We start from the raw sequence: 24,149 nt of genomic DNA, 5'->3' as shown, positions 1-24,149 counted from the left end.
TTAAAAAAACTATTTCAATTCCGCCAATGTTTCTTTTAAAGCTATAATAAAGATATCAATTGCTTCCTTATTGATTGTCAATGGAGGAAGAATTCTTAATAAGTTTTTATTATTTGCATTTCCTGTAAAAATATGTTTGTCAAGAATCATTTTTTTACGAAGATCACTTACATCAAAATCAAATTCTACACCGAGCATTAATCCTCTTCCTTTGACTTTGATCACTTCAGGAACTTGTTTGATTGCTTCTAAAAAATAGGCGTAAACGTTATTTACGTTATCCATTAATTTTTGGCTTTCAATCACATCCAAAACCGCAATTCCAGCAGCACAAGCCAAATGGTTGCCACCAAAAGTAGTTCCCAATAATCCATAACTCGCTGTGAATTTTGGAGAAATCAAGATTCCGCCAATAGGAAATCCGTTACCCATTCCTTTCGCCAGACAAATAATATCTGCTTTGATGTCATGATGTTGGTGAGCGAAAAACTTTCCACTTCTTCCGTATCCTGATTGCACTTCGTCCAAAATCAAAACGGCATCATATGCTGCACATACTTTTTCTAATGCCTGGAAAAATTCAGTTGTTCCTTGGTCTAAACCGCCAACTCCTTGAATTCCTTCGATGATAACAGAAGAAACATCTCCTTTTTTCAATTCATTTTCTACCAACTCGATGTTATTCAAGGGTGAAAAAGTAACAATTTGTTGTGCATTGATTGGCGCAACAATTTTTTTATTATCTGTAACTGCAACTGCCGCCGAAGTTCTTCCATGAAAGGAATTATCAAAAGCAATTACTCTCGTTTTATTGTTATGAAATGACGCTAATTTCAATGCATTTTCATTGGCTTCGGCTCCAGAACTGCATAAGAATAAAGTATAGTCTTCCAATCCGGAAAGTTTCCCTAGTTTTTCTGCTAATTCTACTTGCAATGGATTCTGAATCGCATTCGAATAAAAACCAATATTATCCAATTGATTTTTTAATTTGGCAACATAATCCGGTTGGGTGTGTCCAATGGAAATTACTCCATGACCACCATATAAATCTAAATATTCCACTCCTTTTTCATCTGTAATAGTACAATCCAATGCTTTTACAGGAGTGATGTTGTATAATGGGTAAACGTCAAATAAGTTCATTTTTAATTATTTTAAATGTTGAATTTTAAATTTTAAATGAATCGATTTTTAAATTTAGAATTTAAAATTTATCATTTAAAACAGAAAATTAAAATCCGCTTGGTTTCAAATGCAATCCTGTAGTTTCATCCAATCCAAACATTAAATTCATGTTTTGTATGGCTTGTCCTGAGGCTCCTTTTGTTAAATTATCAATTACTGAAGTAATCAATAACCGGTTTCCTTTTTTCATTAAACTAATAATACACTTGTTCGTTTGAACCACTTGTTTCATATTGATTCCAGTAGTCGTTACGGTTACGAAAGGTTGGTCTTTATAAAAAGCCTCATATTTGGCCACTATATCTTCCAGATTTTCTTCGATTGTTGTGTATAATGTTGCGAAAATTCCTCTTGCAAAATCGCCTCTGTTAGGTACAAAAATCAATTCGTTTGTATAATCCGCTTGCAATTGGTTGACACTTTGGTTTATTTCTCCCAAATGTTGGTGTTCAAAAGCTTTGTAATGCGACATATTGTTCGATCTCCAGCTAAAATGCGTCGTTTCCGAAGGGGAAACTCCAGCTCCCGTGCTTCCGGTTGTGGCATTAATATGAACGTCGGTCGTAAGCATTTCGTTTTTGGCTAAAGGCAATAATGCCAGTTGAATCGCTGTTGCAAAACAACCTGGATTAGCGATAAATTGAGCATTTTTGATAACCGTTTTATTCAATTCGGGCAAACCGTAAATGAAAGATTTATTATCGAAGTCTTTGTCTTTTGTCAATCTGAAATCATTTCCTAAATCGATGATTTTGGTATGGCTTGCAAATTGATTTTGCTCTAAAAACGATTTTGATTTACCGTGTCCTAAACATAAGAAAACAACATTCACATTTGGATTTACAGTATCGGTAAAATTCATTTCGATATCGCCCATCAAATCATGATGCGCAACCGAAAGTGGTTTTCCGGCGTTTGTTGTGCTGTACACAAAATCAAGTGTAGCGTTGGGATGAAACATCAATATTCTGATGAGTTCTCCGGCTGTATAACCAGAACCACCAATTATTCCAATATTAATCATGTGTCAGTTTATTTACAGATGAAAATATGTTTTGGGCATTTCCAAGAATTTTGATAAATCCTTTGGCATCGTCAGAGGTCCAAGCGTTGTTCATTTCGCCGTATTGACCAAAAGAGGTATTCATTAAATCATTTTCAGATTCAATTCCGTCCAATGTAAAGTGATATGGTTTTAGCGAAACGATAACGGTTCCGTTTACAGTCGCTTGAGTGTCTTCTAGGAAAGCCTCGATGTTTCTCATTACAGGGTCTAGAAATTGTCCTTCATGAAACAACATTCCGTACCAGTTCCCCAGTTGTTCTTTCCAGTATTGTTGCCATTTACCCAGCGTATGTTTCTCTAATAAATGGTGTGCTTTGATGATGATTAAAGGCGCAGCAGCTTCAAAACCTACTCTTCCTTTAATTCCGATGATGGTATCGCCCACATGCGTGTCTCTACCTATAGCGTAAGCGTTTGCCAGTTTTTCTAATGCAACGATGTTTTTTGTCGGTGTGTCCAATGTCCCGTTGATGCCTACTAATTGTCCTTTTTCAAATTGTAGCGTTACTTTCTCTTCACCCGTTTTTTGCAATTGCGAAGGGTACGCTTCACTTGGTAAAGATTGATTTGAGGTCAATGTCTCTTTACCGCCTACGCTTGTTCCCCACAATCCTTTATTAATGGAATATTGTGCTTTTTCCCAAGAATAATGAACTCCGTTTTTAGATAAATAATCCACTTCTTCCTGTCTGGATAATTTTAAATCTCTGATTGGAGTGATGATTTCAATTTCGGGAGCAATGGTTTGGAAAATTAAATCAAAACGAATTTGGTCATTTCCTGCACCGGTACTTCCGTGAGCAATCGCTTCTGCACCAACAGATTTTGCATATTTAATCGCTTCGATAGCTTGAAAAACACGTTCGGCACTTACTGATAATGGGTAGGTATTGTTTTTTAATACATTTCCATAAATCAAATATTTAATGGCTTTGTCATAATATTTATCTACAATAGTAAGATTTGCATGTTGCGCACTTCCTAATTCGTAGGCTCTTTCTTCAATAGCGGATAGTTCAGCTTCATCAAATCCGCCTGTATTTATAAGAACGGTATGAACTTCATATCCTTTTTCGGTTTTTAAATATTTTAGGCAATATGAGGTATCTAATCCTCCACTATAAGCTAATACAACTTTTTTCATGATATTATTTTTTTAAGAACAATGCTTCTTTAATTGATTTTAATCTGTTTAACACTCTGACATTAAATGGATGTTTAGGTGGATCTTTAGGTTTTTCCTTTGGATCATAAAGCATTCCGGTGCACAAACACATTTTGTTGTCTTTGCTTTTTAGGATTTCATAATTGGTACACGTTTGACATCCTTTCCAAAAACTTGGATCGCTGGTCAATTCTGAAAAAGGAACAGGTTTGTATCCTAAATCTGAATTGATTTTCATTACAGCTAAACCAGTTGTGATTCCAAAAACCTTAGCTTCTGGATATTTTTCCAATGAATAATCAAAAACAAATGATTTAATTTTTTTTGCTAAACCTAAATTTCTGTAATCTGGATGTACAATCAACCCGGAATGTGCTACAAACTTCCCGTGTTGCCAACTTTCGATATAGCAAAAACCAGCAAATTTACCATTGTCTAATGCAATGACAGCATCTTTGCTTTCCATCTTTTTTTGGATGTATTCAGGAGTTCTTTTAGCAATCCCAGTACCTCTCAATAAGGCGGACGATTCAATAGTATCGCATATTTCTTGCGAATACTTATAATGTTCTTCCTGAGTTACAATGATAGAAATGTTCATTTCAAGAGATTATTTGAGTTAAAAAATGAGTTGGATTCAAGTTGTGAAAAACAAGAGTTATGCCAATCAGTTAAAATAGATACATAAAAAGACATTGATCCTGAACATAGCGTTGTGTGGGCTAATGAACAAGAAAATATAGTTTTTTTAGGATATATTAATCCAATGGTTAACTGGGATAATTTCAAAACGGTATAAATGAGAAATGAATAAAAAACAAAAACAAAACACGTTGTGGGTACTATATTATAGCATCCGTACTTCGGGAGAAGCCGTAGGTCTGTTTGTCCGTGATATAGAAGTTATATGTATACTTGTATTATTCATGGGTGCAAAAATACAATTATTTTTTAAATACACGGGTTGTTTTGTTTTTTGTAACAAAAAATTAATACAATGTTTGTTTTCTGTAAATTAAAAACTCCCTGAAATAATTTATTTTCAGGGAGTCGTTCTTTTTGTATTGATTTAACCAATTAATTTCGAAATCTATTGCGACTGATAATATCTTTTAATTTGGCCTTCAAATCTTCTCCCGTGTCATAAATCATTTGTTCACTGCTAGGAAAAGCGACTGCTCTTTTATCAAAATTAGCGTAATAATTATCATCAGATGCGCGTCGGTCTCCTTTATAGGTTGAATAGATGTTTTCGAAAGTAAACTCACTTGTCACAGGAAAGGACTGTAGGAGTTGATTGTTTCTTAGGTTTACATAATCTACTTTTGCGGTAATTTGGCAGGATTTAAATTGTCTCGATTCATAAATACGGGCATTTACGGTTCTAAGATTATCAACCATAACGACTTTTCCTTTTTCATCTACAACTTCTTTACCATTCGCATCAATCAGTTTTTTTACCCCATCTTTTATGATGCGTTCTTTTACGAATTCTCTTTCTTTGATTTGCTCCGGTGAAATATAAATTTGGCGAAAATTAATCATCATACCATAATCATAATCAATTCCTCTTTGTTTGTTACTGTGATAAACGGTCCATTTATCATTTAATCCATAGGTGCTAAAATCCAATAAATCATTTTGCAGACGAGCCGGAATAATCATGTTGGTTTCATTTTTGGTGTAAACTGAAACATAATCAGAGCCTTTGAATTTGGCTTCATCCATAAGTTGCAAAACATTCTTGTAATTTGGATTTATCTGATTCAAGTAATCCAAATCATCATACCCCTTGCGGAAATTCATCTTGTCTGAAGTGAGCATTAACTTTTTTGCATTAGCATACAAATAAGCTGACAGGGCATTTTTGCTGTCGACAATTTGGTCATTATAATTGTCAAACGGGAAAATGGCGTTTCTGCCTTCTTTAATTAATTTTAAAGGAAGCAATGGTTTGATTTTTTCCTGACGGTTATTCAATTGTATGTAGGTGGTGTACATTTTTTCCAATTGCGCCGGATTTGCCTCTTTTGTCAATATGTTTATCGCATTCAAATCACGCTCTTTGGCTTTGGCGAAAGCCTCTTCCAGCAAATAAACATATTCCTGTTTTCCTTTTTTGTCTTTATTGGTTCGCAAATTAGAAATGGCATTATCAATTGCGGGATCGTAATTTCCGGAGCTTAATAAGTTTTGAGTTTGCTTTACGCCACAAGACGAGATAAATACAAACAGGAATAATAGAAGAGTAATTTTTTTCATAAGCAAAAAGTAAGTAGTTGTTTATTTGAAGCTGTAATCCTATTTTTTAAATTCAAATTTCAAAAATAATGCCACAAAAAAACCTAACAAAAATAGAATAAATGTTAGGTTTTGAAAAGTATATTGTTAATTTTTATTGTCTCACAAAAGGAGGCAGCAACTTACTGGAAACTTCGCCAAAACCAATGCGAACTTGTCCATTTTGACAAAATCCTTTCATGATTACAGTATCGTTATCATTGATGAATTTACGTTCTGTCCCGTCATTCATTTTTATTGGATTTTTTCCTCCCCAAGTTAATTCTAACATGGAACCAAAACTATCTTCAGTTGGTCCTGAGATTGTTCCTGATCCCATCATGTCACCCGAATTTACGCGACAACCATTCGAGGTATGATGCGCTAACTGTTGGCACATTGACCAGTATAAATATTTAAAATTAGAATGAGAAACAATTGTTTCCTCCGCGTTTTCAGGTTGGATTACCACTTCTAAATTGATGTCGAACGAATGCTTTCCTTTTTGTTGTAAATAAGGTAACGGAGTAGGTTCTTGTTTTGGACCTTTGGTTCTAAACGGTTCCAACGCATCCATAGTTACTATCCAAGGAGAGATTGAAGTGGCAAAGTTTTTTGATAAGAAGGGGCCTAGTGGCACATATTCCCATTTTTGAATATCGCGGGCGCTCCAGTCATTCAATAAAACCATTCCAAAAATATAATCTTCGGCTTCATTTATAGGAATATTTTCTCCCATAATATTGACGTCGGTTGTAATAAAAGCAGTTTCCAGTTCAAAATCGACGGAACGGGAAGGACCAAAGACGGGTGTAGTTTCGCCATTTGGCAACGTTTGTCCCATTGGTCTGTGTACTGGAATCCCAGAAGGAACAATAGTAGAACTTCTTCCATGATACCCTACAGGGATGTGAAGCCAGTTGGGTAATAACGCGTTTTCTGGGTCGCGGAACATTTTTCCTACATTAGTTGCGTGCTCTTTACTGGAATAGAAGTCGGTATAATCGCCTATTAGTACTGGTAATTGCATTTCTACATCTTCCATTTTGAAGATGACAATATCTCTGTCTTTTGTATTATCTCTTAATTTTGGATTTTTTTCGTCAAAAATTTCGGCGATACGATTTCGAACCAATCGCCATGTTTTTTTGCCATCCGAAATAAAATCATTTAAGGTATCTTGCATGAACATATCATCCGTCAGCTCAATACCTTCAAAATAATTTAATTGTTGTAAAGCTCCCAAATCAATAGCGAAATCTCCAATTCTAGTCCCTACAGTCACTATGTTTTCTTTAGTAAGAAAAACACCAAAAGGAATGTTTTGAATAGGAAAATCGCTGTTTGGAGCTACTTCTAACCATGATTTTCTTTTAGTATTGTTGGCTGTTATAGGCATATTGATGTTAATTATTTTGTTGAAAATTACTCATCAAATATATTATAATCTAACTATTAACCAAACGTTTTTTTGTATTTTTGCAACATATTAACGAAAATCAAAGAAATGCAACGCGACGAACAAATTTTTGACCTTATTCTAGAAGAACAAGAAAGACAAATACACGGATTAGAACTTATCGCTTCGGAAAACTTCGTAAGTGACGAAGTAATGGAAGCAGCTGGTTCTGTTTTAACCAATAAATATGCAGAAGGATATCCTGGCAAAAGATACTACGGCGGTTGCGAAGTAGTTGATGTTATTGAACAAATTGCTATTGACAGAGCCAAAGAATTATTTGGTGCTGCTTACGCAAATGTGCAGCCACACTCTGGTTCACAAGCGAATACTGCAGTTTATCACGCTTGTATCAAACCAGGAGATAAAATTTTAGGTTTTGATTTGTCACATGGTGGACACTTAACGCACGGTTCTCCAGTAAACTTTTCAGGACGTTTATACACACCTTCATTCTATGGTGTAGATAAGGAAACAGGAAGATTAGATTACGATAAAATTCAAGAAATTGCAACAAGAGAACAACCAAAATTAATTATCGCAGGAGCTTCGGCTTATTCTCGTGATATGGATTTTGAACGTTTCAGAGTAATTGCTGATAGTGTTGGTGCTATTTTACTAGCTGACATTTCTCATCCTGCAGGTCTTATTGCAAAAGGATTGATGAACGATCCATTGCCTCATTGTCATATTGTAACGACTACAACACACAAAACATTACGTGGTCCTCGTGGAGGTTTAATTTTAATGGGTAAAGATTTCGAAAACCCATTTGGCCTAACTACTCCAAAAGGAGAAATCAGAATGATGTCTTCATTATTAGACTTAGCTGTTTTTCCTGGAAATCAAGGTGGTCCATTAATGCACATTATTGCTGCAAAAGCAGTAGCATTTGGTGAAGCATTGAATGATGAATTTTTTACTTATGCTTTGCAATTGCAAAAAAATGCTAACGCAATGGCGGATGCTTTTGTAAAAAGAGGATATGAAATCATTTCTGGGGGTACAGATAACCACATGATGTTGATTGATTTAAGAAACAAAAATATTTCTGGAAAAGATGCTGAAAACGCATTGGTAAAAGCAGAAATTACGGTAAATAAAAACATGGTTCCATTTGATGATAAATCACCATTTGTAACTTCAGGAATTCGTGTAGGAACTGCAGCAATTACCACTCGTGGTCTGGTTGAAGAAGACATGGAAACTATTGTTGCTTTAATTGATAGAGTGTTAGTGGATCATACTAACGAAGATGTTATCGAAGCAGTAGCTGCTGAAGTAAACGAAATGATGAGCGAAAGAGCTATTTTCGTATATTAATTTTTTTAAGTTTAAAGTTTAAAGGTTTAAAGTTTAAAGTTTTGTGTTTCGAAAAGGTATCACAAAATTTTGAACTTTAAACTTTTTTCATTTTTAATGAAACTTTAAACCTTATTTTTTTCAAACTTTAAACAAATTTTGTAATGTCTGTACTAAGATTAAAATTGCCAACCGATCCGAGATGGGTGAATATTGTAGAGAAAAATATCGAGGAAATCTTGACGGATCATGCTTGGTGCGAACAAAAAGCTGCTACAAATGCCATAACAATTATCACTAACAACTCGGAACACCAGGATTTAGTGAAGGATTTATTGGCTTTGGCCAAAGAAGAAATTGACCATTTTGAGCAGGTGCACAACATTATCATCAAGCGTGGTTTGAAGTTAGGACGCGAACGAAAAGATGATTATGTCAATGAATTGTATTTGTACATGAAAAAAAGTGGAAACGGAAGCCGAGTTTCAAGTTTAGTGGAACGGTTGTTGTTTTCAGCTATGATAGAAGCTAGAAGTTGTGAACGTTTCAAAGTACTTTCGGAAAACATCCAGGACGAAGAATTAGCTGTTTTCTATAGAGATTTGATGGAAAGTGAAGCGGGTCATTATACTACTTTTATAACTTATGCCCGAAAATATGGAGTAGGAATTGATGTGGAAAAACGTTGGAAAGAATGGCTTGAATTTGAGGAAAATATTATAACAAATTACGGTAAAAGTGAAACAATTCATGGATAACTTTAATTGTGGTATTTTTGATTTTTATTTAAAATGCGCCTGATTTATTCAAGAGTATTAATAATCAGGTTTTTATGTTATTTGTGTTTTAAAGAAATCAATGTTTAACATTTAAATTAAATTATTTGTTATGGATTAATAATTTTTGATTTACTTTTAGCGTTTAATTTTAACTTTAACGATTGTTTATTGCTATGAAGCTCAATTTTAATTATGATGGAAATATTGCTTGCAGGGCGATATTGCAAGATCAATTAGAAAAATTAGATATTAAATATCAACTTTTAGATCTAGGACAAATTGAAATCGGTGATGATGTTTCAGAAGATAGCTTTACAGCGCTTCAGGACAGTTTAAAGAAGTATGCGATTCATATTATAGATAACCCAAAAGGGCAATTAATTCAAAAAATTAAAGATGCAATAATTGAAATTGTCTATGAAAAGGATAAATTTCCTAATATAACAATATCTCAGTATCTATCGGATAAATTGAACTTTAGATATGGTTATATTACAAATGTTTTTTCAGAATATACGCATACGTCAATTGAGAATTTTATTATTATTCAAAAGATTGAAAGAGCAAAGAAATTAATAATTGAAGAGAAGCTCACTTTAACTGAGATTTCTCATGAACTGAATTATAGCAGCGTCGCTTATCTATCAACTCAATTTAAAAAAGTAACAGGATTAACACCTTCCATGTTTAAAAGAATTGTAGGTAAAAGAAGAGAGTTAGCTAATAATGAATAAATAAAAACACAAAATAACCCCCGATATTTTATGATCTCACACCAAGATTCAATGCATATTCTTTTAGCTGACGATGACGAAGATGATCGCACATTTTTTAGTGAAGCTATACAAGAGCTTAAAATGAATAATAAGTTGACTCTATTTAAAGATGGTAAAGATCTAATGGATTATTTAGTACATCCTGATATTAGGTTGCCGCATGTTTTATTTCTCGATTTAAATATGCCAGGAAAAACCGGAATAGATTGTCTGAAAGAAATAAGAGCAAATATTCGTTTTAAAGATGTTTCTATTGCCATATATTCTACTTCTTCATCAGAAAAAGATATTGAGGATACGTTTATAGAGGGCGCTAATATTTATATCAAAAAGCCAAACGATTTTTCAATGTTGAAAAAAGTGATTAAGGAAGTTGTAAATATGAATTGGCAATTTCATACATCAGGCTTAAATATAGAAACCTTTTTCTTCAGCATATAAAAAGAGGGTAAATGAAAATTCTAGGACTATATAAAAACGCTCAAGTGTTTAAAATAGCGTTAGCTATTGCAATTGTTGTGGTTTGTTATATAGCCTCGATGTTTTATTCCCAAATGAAAAAGCTTGATTCAACGGTTGAATTAATTGCAAATTCTAATCAAACTCAACTTGAATTAGAAAAACTTTTATCGGTAATCAGTAATTACGAAACGAGTTTACGGAGTTATATTATCACAAAAGATGAATCGTATTTAGAAGACCGGTTTTTGAGCAGAGGTAAAATTGAAGAAAACTTAGAGAAATTAAAAAAGCTGACTTCGAAGAATCCGGCCAGAAATAAAGATATTGACCGACTTAAAAAAATCATTGATTACAGATTTAAGCTATTCCGACAAACGTTAATTATTGCTAAAAGTAAAAATTCAGGACCATTATACTTAAATGCTAAGTTGCTTGAAAGTAGTGAGGTTACTGAAATGATGAAATCTTTTGTCACTAAAATAATATTTTCGGAAAGTGCAAAAACAAAATTTCAAAATGACAGTCATCAATTTGAATTGCGAGATTCCATTATAACTGCCTTTTTATTAGTCATTCTTTCCCTTTTAATATTGCTGTTATCATTCAATAAAATGAATGTAGATATTGATGAACTCAAAAAAGCAAATGATAAATTAAAACTGCTTAACGAGTCGTATAATACTGCCGAAATGACTGCAGGTTTTGGACATTGGATGGTTAATCTGGAAACTAATACCTATACTTTTTCAGATAATTTGTTCCGTCTAATGGGGGTTGAACCCAATGAATTTGAACCCAATATAAAAAATACAATTAAATTTATTCATCCTGATGATTTAGCTTATGTAACGAAAGTGCATAAAGATTCTTTAATAAATCACCAGTCTACTTCGATGATATTTAGATTTTTAACTCCAAAAGGAGAAGTGAAATACATTTTGGGTGTAGGAAGTTTTACTAATGATGGAAATGGAAATTTAATTAAAATAGGTGTGAATTGTGATATTACAAACCAATACAAAAAAACACTTGAATTAGAGGAAAATAATAAAGAGCTTAAATATATCAATAAAGAACTCGAAGCTTTTAACAATATAGTGAGTCATGATTTACAGGAACCGCTTCGTAAGATTCAAATGTTTATTTCCAGATTAGAAGAAAAAGAATTGGATTTACTTACCCAACAAGGAAAAGACTATTTTTCTAAAATTCGGGTTGCAGCCAATAGAATGCAGACCTTATTAATAGATTTAGTCGATTATTCCAGAACAATAAAAGGGGATAAGGTTTTTATAGAAACAGATTTAAACAAAGTGGTTGACGAAACCCTTCAAGATTTATCTTCAAATATTGAAGAGAAGAAAGCAACCATTCAAGTTGGAAATTTGCCAACGATCAAAGTAATACCGTTTCAGATGAAGCAGCTTTTTATAAACTTAATTTCTAATTCTCTTAAATACAGTAAAGACGATGTACCGCCTCAGATAAGTATTGCTTCTAAAGAGATCACTGAAAAAGAAGTAGTAGATTATAAGATAGCGAATGCAGCGGATTATTATAAAATTGCCATTGAAGATAACGGAATTGGTTTCAAACAGGAATATTCTGAAAAGATATTTCTTTTGTTCAAACGTTTAGAAACAGATCCTAAATACTCAGGAACAGGACTTGGTCTGGCTATTTGCAATAGAATTGTAGAGAACCACAAAGGATTCATAAAAGTAAAAGGAGAGCCTGGAACAGGGGCTACATTCTATGTTTTTATCCCCAAAGGGGATTTACTTTAATTTTATACATAATTACAATGATTACAATAAGAGAAGCTTCAATAGCTGATATAAATACAATTCAAGATGTTGCCAATAAAACTTGGCCGATAACATATTGTGAAATTTTGTCAAAAGAACAACTAGACTATATGATGGATTTGATTTATTCAGATGAATCTTTAATAAAACAAATTCAAAACCAAGAGCAATTGTTTTATATTGCTTATGAGGAAACTTCAGTTTTGGCATTTATAGCAATAGAGCACAATTATAAGAGTGAAGCGGTAACCCGAATTCATAAAATTTATATTTTGCCAGAAGCACAAGGAAAAGGAATTGGTAAAATATTAATTGATGCTGTACAAAAATTAGCCAACGAAAATAATTCGACTTCACTTTCCTTAAACGTAAATCGTTTTAATAAAGCAATAGCTTTCTATCAAAAATTAGGTTTTAAAATCATTGCCGAAGAAAATATTGAGATTGGTAACGGGTACTTGATGGAAGACTATAAAATGGGGAAAAAGCTATAATTATTGCACTATAATATCATGTTTGTAAAGCAATCCTTTTAATCCTTCTAAGGCGAAAACGGCTTTTTTTAATTTTGTTACTTTTGGATCAATAGTGTAGTTGTAGCTTGTCTTGAAATTAACTTTATTAGCAATTGCTTTTGCAAATTCAGAACGGTATAAATCACAATTTTCAAAAATGACTTCGGTTAAATCTGTGGCCATAAAATCTACTGCAATTAAACTACAATTGGTAAAGGATGTTCCTTTGATTTTTAAAGTATAAAACTTGGAGAAATCCAAAATACAGTCGGTAAAAGCAATTTCGAAAATTAATTTATCGCACATGGCAAAATTCACTTCTTTGATTTCACAACGATTGAAAGTCACGGTTCTAAAGGCGACATAGTTTATTTTTGCTTTGCTAAAAGTACAATCATTGAAAGTGCAGTCAATAAAAGTGACATCCATAAATATACATTGGGAGAAATTACAATTCGTAAAAGTACAACACTCAAATTCCTTAAAATTGACTTCTTTTTCGCTATAAATGATTTTGTTGTATTCAATATCTAAAAAGTATTCCGGCATTTATGGCTTTTAAATTCAGGTTTAAGGTAATTATTTTGCGTAGCAAAGAAACAAAATTCTATAGCTATACAATTCAGAATTTGTAATAATTATTTTTAAAATTTTAAACTCTGTCCAAATCGGCTTTCCAATTAATAATTGCTTTTTTTATTGTTGTACTCGAAAGATTTTCATTCAACGCTCTTTCTATGAGTGTAGGAAGTTCTGCATCTGGCGCAAATCGCAAGGCAAATAATTGGTCGTCATTTAATTGGTGTTCAAAATCCTCCAATCTTTTACCCGTAATAGAAAAATAGCGGTACCGAAGCTCTAATCGTACAATTCGGTTTTGCAAAGTCAATGCATAATGTTGACGCAACATGAAAGCCAGACAAAACAGAACAACGAAAATACCACTGATGAATGCCCAAATCAATTTGTCTTCGGAGGTACAACTAAAATAAACGCTGAAGGCCAGAAATGTCATTATAATTGGATAATAAACAAAATGATGGGGTGGATAATACCGAATATGATTTTTATAAGATTGTGTTTCCATGATTTTATTTAAAGTTTTTTAAAGATAGTCAAAACAACTTATTTGAAAGCAAACTGGATTTTTAATTACTAGAAAACCAAAATTATATAAGTTTTGAATTTTGTAAATCCTTTAAGATACGTCTATAAAAAAACATAGGAAACAGCAATTCCACCATAAAAATTTCTGGGATTTCCGGGGTAATAATACCTTGGAGGTATGCTTCCAAAACCAACGGCATTGGGCAAAATGCTAGCTGCATAATGGGTATTCGTTGCATTATTAATTCCAGTACTCAATTCTGCTTTTAGGAATTTTTGTATTTTAAAAGTATAAGCCGCTTTAATATCCAATAGTTTATAGCCATCACTATATTTTGAATTTGTATCGTTCATTGGAATTTCACCCACGCTTCTGAAAGAAGTATTCAAAGTAAAACCGCTTTCTGTACTCAAATCCACGCCCAAATTCCATTGTACGTTAGGAACACCTGTTAGTCTCTTACCCGAATAATCTGCATTTCCATCTACAAAATCCTTGAATTTAAAATTGTTAATCGTTCCAGAAAAATAGGGTGTAATTTGCCATTTAGAAGTTTTTATAAGCATATAATTCACAGAAAATTCAATTCCAACATGTGAACTTTCTCCCGCATTAATCCCCACATACTGGTCTTCGGCTGTGCGTCTGGCCACCAATAAGTTTGTGATTTGTGTGCTGTAAAGTGCCAATTCAGTATATAATGTATTGCCAAGCCAATTCCCCTTGAAACCCAATTCATAATTCCATCCTATCTCTGGTTTTAAACGGGTATTGATTTGTCCTTCTGGAGTCAATGTTTCGGCAACTAAGGGAACTGAGAATCCTTTACTGATTGAGGAATAGACGTTTGTACCTTCAGCTACTTTATAAGAAAGTCCGATTCTAGGCGACCAAACATTTCCAAAAGTATAAGGTGGCTCTTGGTTTACCGTGTTGTGTTTAAAAACATCTTCTAAAGAATACTTGGTTGTATTCAATGCCAGGCCACTTTCTAAAAAGAGCTCTTTTGAGAGTTGCAATTCTATTTGTAAAAAATAATTGATGTAATTCCGTTTCTGGTTTATTGCACTGAATTTCGCTCCTGTAATGCTTCCTTGACCAGGTTGTGATAAGTATAAATTTCTGAAAAGAGAAAAATCATATTTTTCAGATAAAAATTCTGTTCCAATGCTTGCTTCAAATGGTAGAGAAAACAAACTAGATTTGTAATTTATTGTAGAACGAAATCCTAAGGAGTTTGTTTTTTCTTCTAAAATATCAAAGGGTCTGTCTTCATTTGCCTTTTTAAAATTGGCGAAAACACTCGTTTTTGCTGACCATTTCTCAGAAAATTGATGGTTGTATCCAATTCCCATCAGGAATTTATCAGAGGATTCATTTCCTTTGGCTGCAGCCCAAGTAGTAGCTGCCTTTTCAGGATGATTAGTAAAATCATTTTCATTTAATGAACTTGGGATAAAAGCTTTAAAATGGGTGAAAATCCCTAAATAGGACAAACTACCTTTTATACTTAATTTTTGTTTCCCGTGTACGTTAAAAGATTTCCTGTCGTAAGCACTATTGGATCTAAAGCCTTCACTTTGTAAATGCGTGTAGCTGGAAAATAGATTTGATTTGGCATTGCTGTAGCCGGCAGAAAGACTTTGTTTTACCAAGCCAAAATTACCATATGTAGTTACCGATTTTCCAAATGATTCCTGCAAAGGAGTTTCTCGTGCAAACAAATGAATCACGCCGCCCAATCCGGAACCAAAGCTAGTGGAATTAGGTCCTTTAATTATTTCAATACTTCCAATGGATTCCAAATCAATATCTTCAATTACCGTTTCGCCTTCGCCACTGGTTAATGGAATATCTTCGAAATAGGCTTTTATATTATTGGTTCCATATTGCGATCGAGCCCCAATTCCCCGAATCGTAATTCTATTGGTGTTCAAAGATCCTTGTTGCATATATACCCCAGGAATTTTATTTAAAACAGAGGTGAGTATTACACCATCACTTTTGTTGAGATCTTTTCTCGCAATAAATGAAACAGACGCGGCAGTATTTTGAATCGAAGTCTTAATAGGTGATGCCTGTAGAATAATTTCAGAAAGTGCTGTAGTGTCTTTTTGTACCTGACCAAAAATAGGAATAGTACAAATAAATAATAGTAAAAAAGATATAAGGTAAGAAGTATTTTTGTCCAATGCTTTGTATATTTAGGAGAAATAAAAATTTTATAAATTTACTACTTACTTTTAAATTAATGAAAGCTAAATATGATAAAATAAAAAACGCAATTATCAAATAATGTGATAATTGCGTTTACTTTCGTGAACTTGACGAGACAATTTACAAACAGTAGGTTTATAGTGTTTAAAATCAGATAGCTATGTTTTTTTGTTTAGAAGGGAGTATATTTAAGGCGCTACTAATACTAAACTTCATGATTATCATAAGAAAACACAGAAACTAATGAGCTATTTACTTTTTTATTTTTCTTTTATCACTGATGGCTGAAATCAGTAATCCTAGACCAGTATTAAATCAATTATATTCTAAATAGGCGAACCCAACCAGCCTCATAATTAATAATTTGTATTTTCATTACTTTATGAGTCGAATATTTTTATCTGTCTGTATACTAGTAGTTTACAAATTAAAATTTTTAAAATTATTGATTTTAAGGGTTTTGTGAATTCGCGGAGACTACAATCGAACACCTTATCCAAATATTAGCATTTTTTGACAGCTTCAAATTATGACTAGCATGTTGAATTTAAACAATTATTTTTTAGATTATTATTTTTTAAGTTTAAAATGTTTACTAAGTGTTTTTTAAATCCTGATACAATTGTAAACTACTGATTTCTTTTTTTTTGTGAGATGTAAAATGTAGTTAGCCATGAATCATTTGCGTAGCGATAGATGTGAGTCTTCAACATTGTTCAACTCTAATGGTAAATCTTGCGCTACAATCTTTGCATTTATAAAAAACACATAAAAACTCTTCTTACTTTCAATTTGTAATGGTATTCATTTTTGCTATCGCAATGACGACAAAGTGTTTAATACTATACTTATAAGTCTGATTTACAAACTTCTATTTTCGATTCTATTTTTACATTCTTCCTTTTTGTTATTGGTAAAAAAAGATTTAAAGATTCTTTTTTTATCTTCAATTACTATAAAACATTTGATTTGTCCTGTTTTTGATTTAAAAGAACAATTTTTCGCCTTGAATAATTTCAATATTTGCATATCGATATTAAAAACAGTTAATAATTGTGTTTTGTGTAATTTAAATTTGTTTTTATTAATAATGTCTTAATTATAGTGTAAATGTATTACAGAATAAGTATGCCATTTAACTACTAAATTCTTAATGAATGCCAATTAGATTGTGCTTAAAATGAGCATCCGTAAATGATGCATTACATATGATGGATAACGCCAAAATAAACCTGGGTTCAAACCATAGAAAACATACAAATTTTTATATGGAGAAATTTGTTAAAAACGGGCTCAACCATATAACAGCCTGTAATACCTATTAACCAATAACCATTAAATTTTTAACTAAAAAAACAAAAAATTATGCGAAAAATAGATATTCATAATTTGATAGACAACGCAAAGCTGAACCGATTTCATTGGACGGTGATATTCTGGTGTGCACTAATCATCATTTTTGATGGTTACGACTTGGTTATTTATGGGGTAGTTTTGCCTTTGTTGATGGATAAATGGCATTTAACTCCATTAGAAGCGGGCACATTGGGGAGTTATGCACTCTTTGGGATGATGTTTGGAGCACTGATATTTGGAACACTTTCCGATCGTATTGGACGAAAAAAAGCTATCATTATTTGTATTTTCTTATTCAGCGGATTCACTTTTATCAATGGATTTGCTCAAACACCTTTACAATTTGGAATTTTGCGTTTCCTTGCAGGACTTGGAATTGGTGGGGTAATGCCAAATGCAGTGGCTTTAATGACTGAATATGCTCCAAAAAAAGTCAGAAGTACTTTAGTAACATTGATGTTTAGCGGCTATTCTGTAGGAGGGATGCTTTCTGCCGGATTGGGAATATTTTTGATTCCAAATTTTGGATGGCAATCCGTATTTTATGTTGGCTTAGTGCCCATACTTCTATTGCCTTTGATTATCAAATTTTTACCGGATTCTGTTGGGTTTTTAGCGAAACAAAATAGAACTGATGAGGCTAAAAAAATACTTTCCCTCATTGAGCCAACTTACGTTCCTAAACAAGGCGATGTTTTAGATTCTGGAGAAGCGAAAGCTGCAGGGGCGAGTGTCAATCAACTATTTAAACATAACAGAACGGTTAGTACAATTATGTTCTGGGTTGCTTTTTTTACCTGTCTTTTGATGGTTTATGGATTAAATTCTTGGCTACCTAAATTAATGACTAAAGCAGGTTACGAATTAGGTTCCAGCCTTACTTTTTTATTGGTCTTAAATATTGGTGCAATGGCAGGAGCTATTGGTGGAGGCTGGCTTGGCGACAGATTTAATTTAAAAACTGTGCTGATTTCATTTTTTGCTGTGGCTGCTATTTCTTTGAGTTTACTTGGTTTCAAAAGTTCAACGATGGTATTGTATATTTTAATCGCTATTGCAGGAGCAACCACTATTGGTACACAAATATTGTGTTACACGTATGTCGCACAGTTTTATCCTATAAACATTAGATTATCCGGGATTGGCTGGGCATCTGGAATAGGTAGATTGGGTGCTATACTTGGGCCTATTTTAGGTGGGGCATTAATGGGTTTAGAATTGCCATTCCAATTCAATTTTGTGGCATTTGCTATTCCGGGAGCTATAGGTGCTTTGGCAGTTTGTTTTATTAATGTAAAGCACAGTCAAGAGAAAAAAGCACAGGTAAAGCAACAGGAAATGGCTGCACTAAATACTATTGTTACCGAAGAATAGACAATTAAAATCAAGATAAACCCTAAATAGTTAAGGATTTATAGAACACAAAAAATAACGAAATGAAGTTAAAAAAAATAGTTGCAGTAACTGGTTTGTTCCTTACGGCAGTGCTACTTAATGCGCAGGAAACTATTAAAAAAAAGGATAGCGTTATCGCTATTAAACCAGAGAAAAAAGAACCGCTTTTTGAGGTTAAGTTTTCTGGTTTTATTCGGCATGATGCGGTGTTTGATTCCCGTCAGACTGTTGATGTAAGAGAAGCGGCAGTGGTACTTTGGGGAAAAGATGTTGACTTTGATGCCAATGGGAAAGACAGAAATTCCGCTTCCAAGTTTCAAATGCTGAATGTATTATCCAGAGCGGGAGTCAAAGTAAACGCACCTGATGTTTTAGGGGCAAAAACTGTAGGATTTCTTGAAGGTGATTTTTTTGGTAATGCCGAAGGAGGAATCAATGAATTTCGTTTGAGACATGCCTATATTACATTGGACTGGAAAAAAAGCCAGTTGGGAATAGGACAATTTTGGCATCCGCTAACAATTCCAGAAATGTTTCCAGGAGTAGTAAATTTCAGTGGAGGTGCACCTTATATGCCGTACAACAGAAATCCTCAGATTCGGTTTACCCAAAAGTTGAATACTCATTTTAATCTTATGATAGCAGCCGTTTCACAAAGGGATTTTACTTCGAATACGGCTCCGTACAGAAACAGTTCAATTCCTTCCGGACACGTTCAGGTAAATTATAAAAATAAAGATGTTCTTGTAGGCTTGGCAGGTCATTTTGAGCAAATTCGTCCTAAAACAGGTTCTGGATTGACCAATGATTTTTCCAATGAAAGAGTCAACAGTGTTTCCGTTATGGCGTATGGCCGTTTTGAAACGAAGCCGATGACTATAAAAGCAGAAGCAATGTATGGCGAAAACGCCACTTCTTTCATTATGCTTGGAGGGTATGTAGGATATACACCTGCTTCAGGTCCGGGTTTAGAAACCTATTCGACTATGGCGACACAATCTTTTTGGATTGATTTAACCGGGAAAACTAAAAAAATAATTCCTGGGTTCTTTGCTGGCTTTAGCCAAAATGATGGTGCTACTAATCCAATTTCTGGAAAAGCGGTAGCTTATGGATTTTCAAACATGGTAGGAGGTATAGCGGCATCAGGAAATACAACGACCAGAACTATCAACTATATTTATCGTTTGGCACCACGAATAGAAGTGCCGATTAAAAATCTGAAATTTGGTTTGGAAGCAGAATATTCGGCTGCCGAATGGGGGAATGCGGATAACAGCGGTAGAGCAGTATCTAATCTGAATTTGATAGGAACCTGGAGAGTTGTATTTGCCACAGTTCTTAAATTTTAATTTTTTTAATGCGTTGGGTGTAATTCAAAAGAATTGCATCCAACGTTTTTTTGTGAATATGAAAGAAACCAATAAATGGCTAGCATTAATTATTGTACTTGTAGCCCCATTACTTTCGGTAATCGATGTGTATATTGTGAATATGGCTTTGCCGGAAATCAAACAGCAGTATTTGACATCAGACAGTAATACAGAATTAGTCATTAGTTCTTATCTGTTGGGATATTGTGTCTTTTTAGTCACAGGAGGAAGAGCCGGAGATTTTTTTGGACGAAAGAAAATATTCATTATTGGGATGCTTTCGTTTACAATTACATCGGCTTTATGTGGTTACTCGGGTACCATTTTTCAATTGATACTTTTCAGATTTTTTCAGGGTGTGGCCGCGGCCTTTATGATTCCTCAAACCTTGACTATTATACAAGTTACTTTTCGAGAAGCCAAAGAACGAAACTTGGCCTTTGGCTTTTTCGGAATTACGTTGGGTATTGCTTCTATTTTAGGACAATTTTTAGGAGGCTATTTTGTGGCACATCATTATATTGAAGAAAGTTGGCGATTGATATTTTTGATAAATGTTCCTTTTGGTTTAGTAACCGTTGTACTTTCATTTTTCTTTTTGCAGGAAACGAGTCTGCATAGAGGAGGTAAATTTGACCTGCTTGGTGTACTGCTATTAACCATTGCTTTGGGAAGTTTAATTTACGGGCTCACTTTAGTACCAGAGCAAGGATTTTCGATTTTAGTATTGCTTTTGCTATTTTCATCTGGGATTCTATTATATATATTTTGGAAGAACCAAAAAAAGAAAACCCAACAGCAAAGAAGTCCTTTAATGAACACGAATCTTTTTAAAATAAAAAGTTTCAATTTGGTTTTACTGGTAGCGTTGTTTTTTTTCGGAGCACATAATTCTTATTTATTAATATGTGCGGTTCAATTCCAAAAAACATTACATCTGGATCCTTATATTGCCAGCCAGTATTTTACTTTTAATGGCATTGGTTTTTTGATGTCTTCATTTATTGCTTTAAAATTATTGCATAAATATGGGATCAAATTATTGATTATAGGCTGCTGTCTAATGATTATTTCTTTGGTTTTACAGATGCTTACTCTTGGAGACCAAGCAAATGTGGATTACATTCCTTGGTTTCTTTTATTGTATGGGTTGGGACAAGGGACACTTTTGCCGTCGATTTTGAATTATGCGCTTAAAAAAATCCCAACAGATTATGCCGCATTGGCGGGAGGTGTTTACTCAACCGTGCAACAATTTTCATCTGCTTTTGGAATCAGTATTATTGGCAGCGTGTTTTTTTATAGTTTGAAACAAGGTTTAGACGGGTATACTATTGCGATGAGTATGGCCATTATTTATTTGGTTTTTGTGGCACTGTTTTTATACCGACTTTCAAAATTGAATACTACCAATCTGTCTTAAAACACCACCAAGCTTTTTTCTTTTATCTAAAAAATGCAAATAGTACTTAAACGATATAGTTGTATTTGTAGTATCTTTGATAGGTTTCAAAATAGTTTTTGAGCTAAAATAATACATGAGAAGTAAATTATTTTTTAAGGGGATTTATGGTGATAACTCTATCGATATGGTTAGGGATATTATTCATGTTACTCCAATGGAAATGACCGGTAAACGCCATGAATGGTATATTAAACCTCATGCACATAGTGATCTTTTTCAAATTTTTGTGGTAGAAAGCGGATACCTTGAATTGATAATTAATGGCGAAAGTCAAGTTGTGGATAGTGTCTCTTTTTTTTCTATTCCAAAAAATATCAGTCATGGTTTACGCATGAATCCTGATACTAAAGGATGGGTAATCTCGCTTTATGACAAATCCTTGGAGAATATGTTGAAGCTTGATACCGATATCATCAATAAGATAGACGAAATACACATTTCAAAATTATCCGAAGATGATAAATTAATCAATGATGCTTTGACAACGATTCGTAAATGTATCGATGAATATTATTCTGAACTACCGGGTAAACAGCATGCTTTACAGTACCTAGTGGGGATGATGTTGTTGCGTTTGTATCGGATATTTGTAACTTCTGCTGCTGTTCCTCTTTCTGATAATAAGAATAAAATGTATTACAGGCGTTTTATTCAATTAATTAAGGAACAAAAATCTTTTAAAATAAGCGTTGAAGACTATGCGGCTCGCTTAGCTATTTCAAGCGGACATCTCAACCGAATTTGTAAAGATGTTTCCGGCTTATCGCCAAAAGATGTTGTTATTAATTTTTTTATTGACGAAGCTAAAGTTTACCTACGCAATTTTGATATGTCAATTGCTGAAATCTCGTATGAATTAGATATCGAAGATCCCGCTTATTTTACGCGTTTGTTTAAGAAAAAAACAGGGCTGACTCCCAAAGAATTCAGAAGTCAATTAGGACGTAAGTAATCACTTCATTCGTCTTTTACCACTACAATTATAAAAATGCGATAGTTGTAAACCCTATAAATTAGGTGTTTATGACAATCTTATTTCCAATCGTACTACAAAAAATCTTGTTTGTCCTGCTTTTTAAAGAAAATCAGGGTTGTTTTTCTTTGTTTTCCTATTTAAAGGTTTTGTAAACAAATAGTTATGTTTTTTGTCTATTTGTTTGATTTGTCTCATTAATAGCAAATTAATCCAATTTTAGACCCTGCTTTTAGCTATAAATTTGTGATAAGCAAACAGTAAGTGAGCACTTAATTGTTTGTGAGTGAGTACTTACTCCTGTTGAAATCAAATAAAATTATATATTAAGAAATGAATAATCCTATTATTGAAAAAATTGAAGCCATTCTGGTGGATTTGCCAACAATTCGCCCGCATCATCTCTCTATGACCGTAATGAAAAAACAAACTATGGTTATCATCCGTTTGTTTTGCAGTGATGGAATTGAAGGGATTGGAGAAGCGACAACAATTGGTGGATTGAGTTATGGAGAGGAATCTCCGGAAAGCATGAAGCTCAACATTGATACTTATTTTGCTCCTTTATTAGTGGGTCAGGATGCGACCAATATTCACAAAGCCATGTTTTGGATTGAAAAAAACATTAAAGGCAACCGAATTGCAAAATCCGGAATTGAAACAGCGCTTCTAGATACGCATGGAAAACGATTGGGTGTCTCTATTGGAACTTTATTAGGAGGTGCAATTACCGAAACTTTACCTGTTTTATGGACCTTGGCAAGCGGAAATACACAACAGGATATTGAAGAAGCGGAACATCTTTTGGCCATTGGAAGACACACTACTTTCAAATTGAAAATTGGCTGGCAAGCGCCAGAAATTTCAATCGCTCACGTTGCCGCTATCAAAAAAGCGTTGGGAGACAGAGCAAAAGTAACGGTAGATGTGAATCAGGCTTGGGACGAAAGTACCGCAAAAATTAGCATTGCTAAACTTCAAGAAGCAGGAATTGATTTGATTGAACAGCCTATTATTAAAGAAAATTTTGAAGGTTTGGCTCGTTTAACCAAAATGTTTACCGTGCCCATTATGGCAGATGAAGCACTGAACGACAGTACGGATGCTTTCAAATTAGCGAAAATAAGAGGTGGCGATGTTTTTGCTTTAAAAATCGGAAAATCTGGTGGATTGCATAATGTTTTAAAAGTGGCTGCGATTGCAGAAGCTGCTGATATCAGTTTGTATGGAGGAACCTTATTGGAAGGAACAATTGGTTCTGTGGCTTCGGCGCATGCTTTTAGTACTTTGAAAACAATGTCATGGGGAACAGAACTTTTCGGTCCATTATTATTAACGGATGATATTGTAAAAACCAAAGTAGCATTTTCGAATGCTTCGATGAAAATCCCACAAGGTCCGGGCTTAGGCTTGGAATTAGATTTAGAAAAACTCAATCAATATAAACGCAAATAAAAATAAA

General features: G+C 33.6%; 20 protein-coding genes. 11 read left to right on the top strand and 9 right to left on the bottom strand.

What is annotated here, in order from left to right; genetic code table 11:
* Nucleotides 1-9 precede the first annotated feature (9 nt).
* From ACM55M_RS14250 to fahA, 6 genes are all read right to left on the bottom strand, one after another.
* Nucleotides 10-1,146 carry an aspartate aminotransferase family protein gene (locus tag ACM55M_RS14250; RefSeq protein ID WP_416858324.1) on the bottom strand — a complete coding sequence of 379 codons (1,137 nt, stop codon included), beginning with the start codon at nucleotides 1,144-1,146 and terminating at the stop codon, nucleotides 10-12.
* 88 nt (nucleotides 1,147-1,234) lie between these two features.
* Nucleotides 1,235-2,212 (bottom strand): N-acetyl-gamma-glutamyl-phosphate reductase, encoded by a 978-nt coding sequence (argC, locus tag ACM55M_RS14245; protein WP_416858323.1) that lies wholly within the window; start codon nucleotides 2,210-2,212, stop codon nucleotides 1,235-1,237.
* Nucleotides 2,205-3,398: an argininosuccinate synthase gene (locus ACM55M_RS14240; RefSeq protein WP_416858322.1), complete on the bottom strand. Its 1,194-nt coding sequence runs from the start codon at nucleotides 3,396-3,398 to the stop codon at nucleotides 2,205-2,207. Before ACM55M_RS14240 ends, argC begins: the two co-directional genes overlap by 8 nt.
* Before the next feature lie 4 nt (nucleotides 3,399-3,402).
* Complete coding sequence (locus ACM55M_RS14235) at nucleotides 3,403-4,020, bottom strand: GNAT family N-acetyltransferase (protein ID WP_039110646.1); 618 nt, start codon at nucleotides 4,018-4,020, stop codon at nucleotides 3,403-3,405.
* Nucleotides 4,021-4,496: 476 nt separating this feature from the next.
* Nucleotides 4,497-5,681 carry a hypothetical protein gene (locus ACM55M_RS14230; protein WP_416858321.1) on the bottom strand — a complete coding sequence of 395 codons (1,185 nt, stop codon included), beginning with the start codon at nucleotides 5,679-5,681 and terminating at the stop codon, nucleotides 4,497-4,499.
* A gap of 133 nt (nucleotides 5,682-5,814) precedes the next feature.
* Nucleotides 5,815-7,098, bottom strand: coding sequence for a fumarylacetoacetase (fahA, locus tag ACM55M_RS14225; RefSeq protein WP_416858320.1), 1,284 nt, complete (start codon nucleotides 7,096-7,098; stop codon nucleotides 5,815-5,817).
* A gap of 108 nt (nucleotides 7,099-7,206) precedes the next feature.
* On the opposite strand from fahA, the gene glyA reads away from it, so the two are divergent.
* From glyA to ACM55M_RS14195, 6 genes are all read left to right on the top strand, one after another.
* Nucleotides 7,207-8,481 (top strand): serine hydroxymethyltransferase, encoded by a 1,275-nt coding sequence (gene glyA / locus ACM55M_RS14220; protein WP_416858319.1) that lies wholly within the window; start codon nucleotides 7,207-7,209, stop codon nucleotides 8,479-8,481.
* Between the two features lie 143 nt (nucleotides 8,482-8,624).
* Nucleotides 8,625-9,218, top strand: coding sequence for a MiaE family protein (locus ACM55M_RS14215; protein WP_416858318.1), 594 nt, complete (start codon nucleotides 8,625-8,627; stop codon nucleotides 9,216-9,218).
* Nucleotides 9,219-9,412: 194 nt separating this feature from the next.
* On the top strand, nucleotides 9,413-9,973 hold the full coding sequence (locus tag ACM55M_RS14210; RefSeq protein ID WP_416858317.1) for a helix-turn-helix domain-containing protein: 561 nt from the start codon (nucleotides 9,413-9,415) through the stop codon (nucleotides 9,971-9,973).
* 51 nt (nucleotides 9,974-10,024) lie between these two features.
* A complete protein-coding gene (locus ACM55M_RS14205; RefSeq protein WP_039110653.1) occupies nucleotides 10,025-10,456 on the top strand; it encodes a response regulator in 432 nt (143 codons plus the stop codon).
* Between the two features lie 11 nt (nucleotides 10,457-10,467).
* Nucleotides 10,468-12,264, top strand: a complete 1,797-nt coding sequence (locus ACM55M_RS14200; RefSeq protein ID WP_416858316.1) for a CHASE3 domain-containing protein — start codon at nucleotides 10,468-10,470, stop codon at nucleotides 12,262-12,264.
* 17 nt (nucleotides 12,265-12,281) lie between these two features.
* On the top strand, nucleotides 12,282-12,779 hold the full coding sequence (locus tag ACM55M_RS14195) for a GNAT family N-acetyltransferase (protein ID WP_416858315.1): 498 nt from the start codon (nucleotides 12,282-12,284) through the stop codon (nucleotides 12,777-12,779).
* Here the strand turns inward: ACM55M_RS14195 and ACM55M_RS14190 are convergent, their stop codons facing one another.
* The 3 genes from ACM55M_RS14190 to ACM55M_RS14180 all read right to left on the bottom strand — a co-directional run bounded on the left by ACM55M_RS14190 (nucleotide 12,780) and on the right by ACM55M_RS14180 (nucleotide 16,100).
* Complete coding sequence (locus tag ACM55M_RS14190; RefSeq protein ID WP_416858314.1) at nucleotides 12,780-13,349, bottom strand: pentapeptide repeat-containing protein; 570 nt, start codon at nucleotides 13,347-13,349, stop codon at nucleotides 12,780-12,782.
* 103 nt (nucleotides 13,350-13,452) lie between these two features.
* Complete coding sequence (locus ACM55M_RS14185; RefSeq protein WP_416858313.1) at nucleotides 13,453-13,887, bottom strand: DUF6526 family protein; 435 nt, start codon at nucleotides 13,885-13,887, stop codon at nucleotides 13,453-13,455.
* Between the two features lie 122 nt (nucleotides 13,888-14,009).
* A complete protein-coding gene (locus ACM55M_RS14180; protein WP_416858312.1) occupies nucleotides 14,010-16,100 on the bottom strand; it encodes a TonB-dependent receptor family protein in 2,091 nt (696 codons plus the stop codon).
* Nucleotides 16,101-17,490: 1,390 nt separating this feature from the next.
* On the opposite strand from ACM55M_RS14180, the gene ACM55M_RS14175 reads away from it, so the two are divergent.
* From ACM55M_RS14175 to ACM55M_RS14155, 5 genes are all read left to right on the top strand, one after another.
* The gene (locus ACM55M_RS14175) at nucleotides 17,491-18,855 is read left to right on the top strand and encodes an MFS transporter (RefSeq protein ID WP_416858311.1); all 1,365 of its coding nucleotides are present in this window, start codon (nucleotides 17,491-17,493) and stop codon (nucleotides 18,853-18,855) included.
* A gap of 62 nt (nucleotides 18,856-18,917) precedes the next feature.
* Nucleotides 18,918-20,228: a DcaP family trimeric outer membrane transporter gene (locus ACM55M_RS14170; RefSeq protein WP_416858310.1), complete on the top strand. Its 1,311-nt coding sequence runs from the start codon at nucleotides 18,918-18,920 to the stop codon at nucleotides 20,226-20,228.
* Nucleotides 20,229-20,286: 58 nt separating this feature from the next.
* A complete protein-coding gene (locus ACM55M_RS14165; protein WP_416858440.1) occupies nucleotides 20,287-21,672 on the top strand; it encodes an MFS transporter in 1,386 nt (461 codons plus the stop codon).
* 115 nt (nucleotides 21,673-21,787) lie between these two features.
* Nucleotides 21,788-22,666 (top strand): AraC family transcriptional regulator, encoded by an 879-nt coding sequence (locus tag ACM55M_RS14160; protein ID WP_416858309.1) that lies wholly within the window; start codon nucleotides 21,788-21,790, stop codon nucleotides 22,664-22,666.
* 354 nt (nucleotides 22,667-23,020) lie between these two features.
* A complete protein-coding gene (locus ACM55M_RS14155) occupies nucleotides 23,021-24,142 on the top strand; it encodes a muconate/chloromuconate family cycloisomerase (RefSeq protein ID WP_416858308.1) in 1,122 nt (373 codons plus the stop codon).
* The last annotated feature ends 7 nt before the right edge of the window (nucleotides 24,143-24,149 follow it).

The sequence above is a fragment of the Flavobacterium galactosi genome (assembly GCF_048158585.1).
GTDB lineage: Bacteria > Bacteroidota > Bacteroidia > Flavobacteriales > Flavobacteriaceae > Flavobacterium > Flavobacterium galactosi.
Note: the sequence above shows the minus strand (reverse complement) of the source record. Positions and strands in the feature narration are given on the sequence as shown.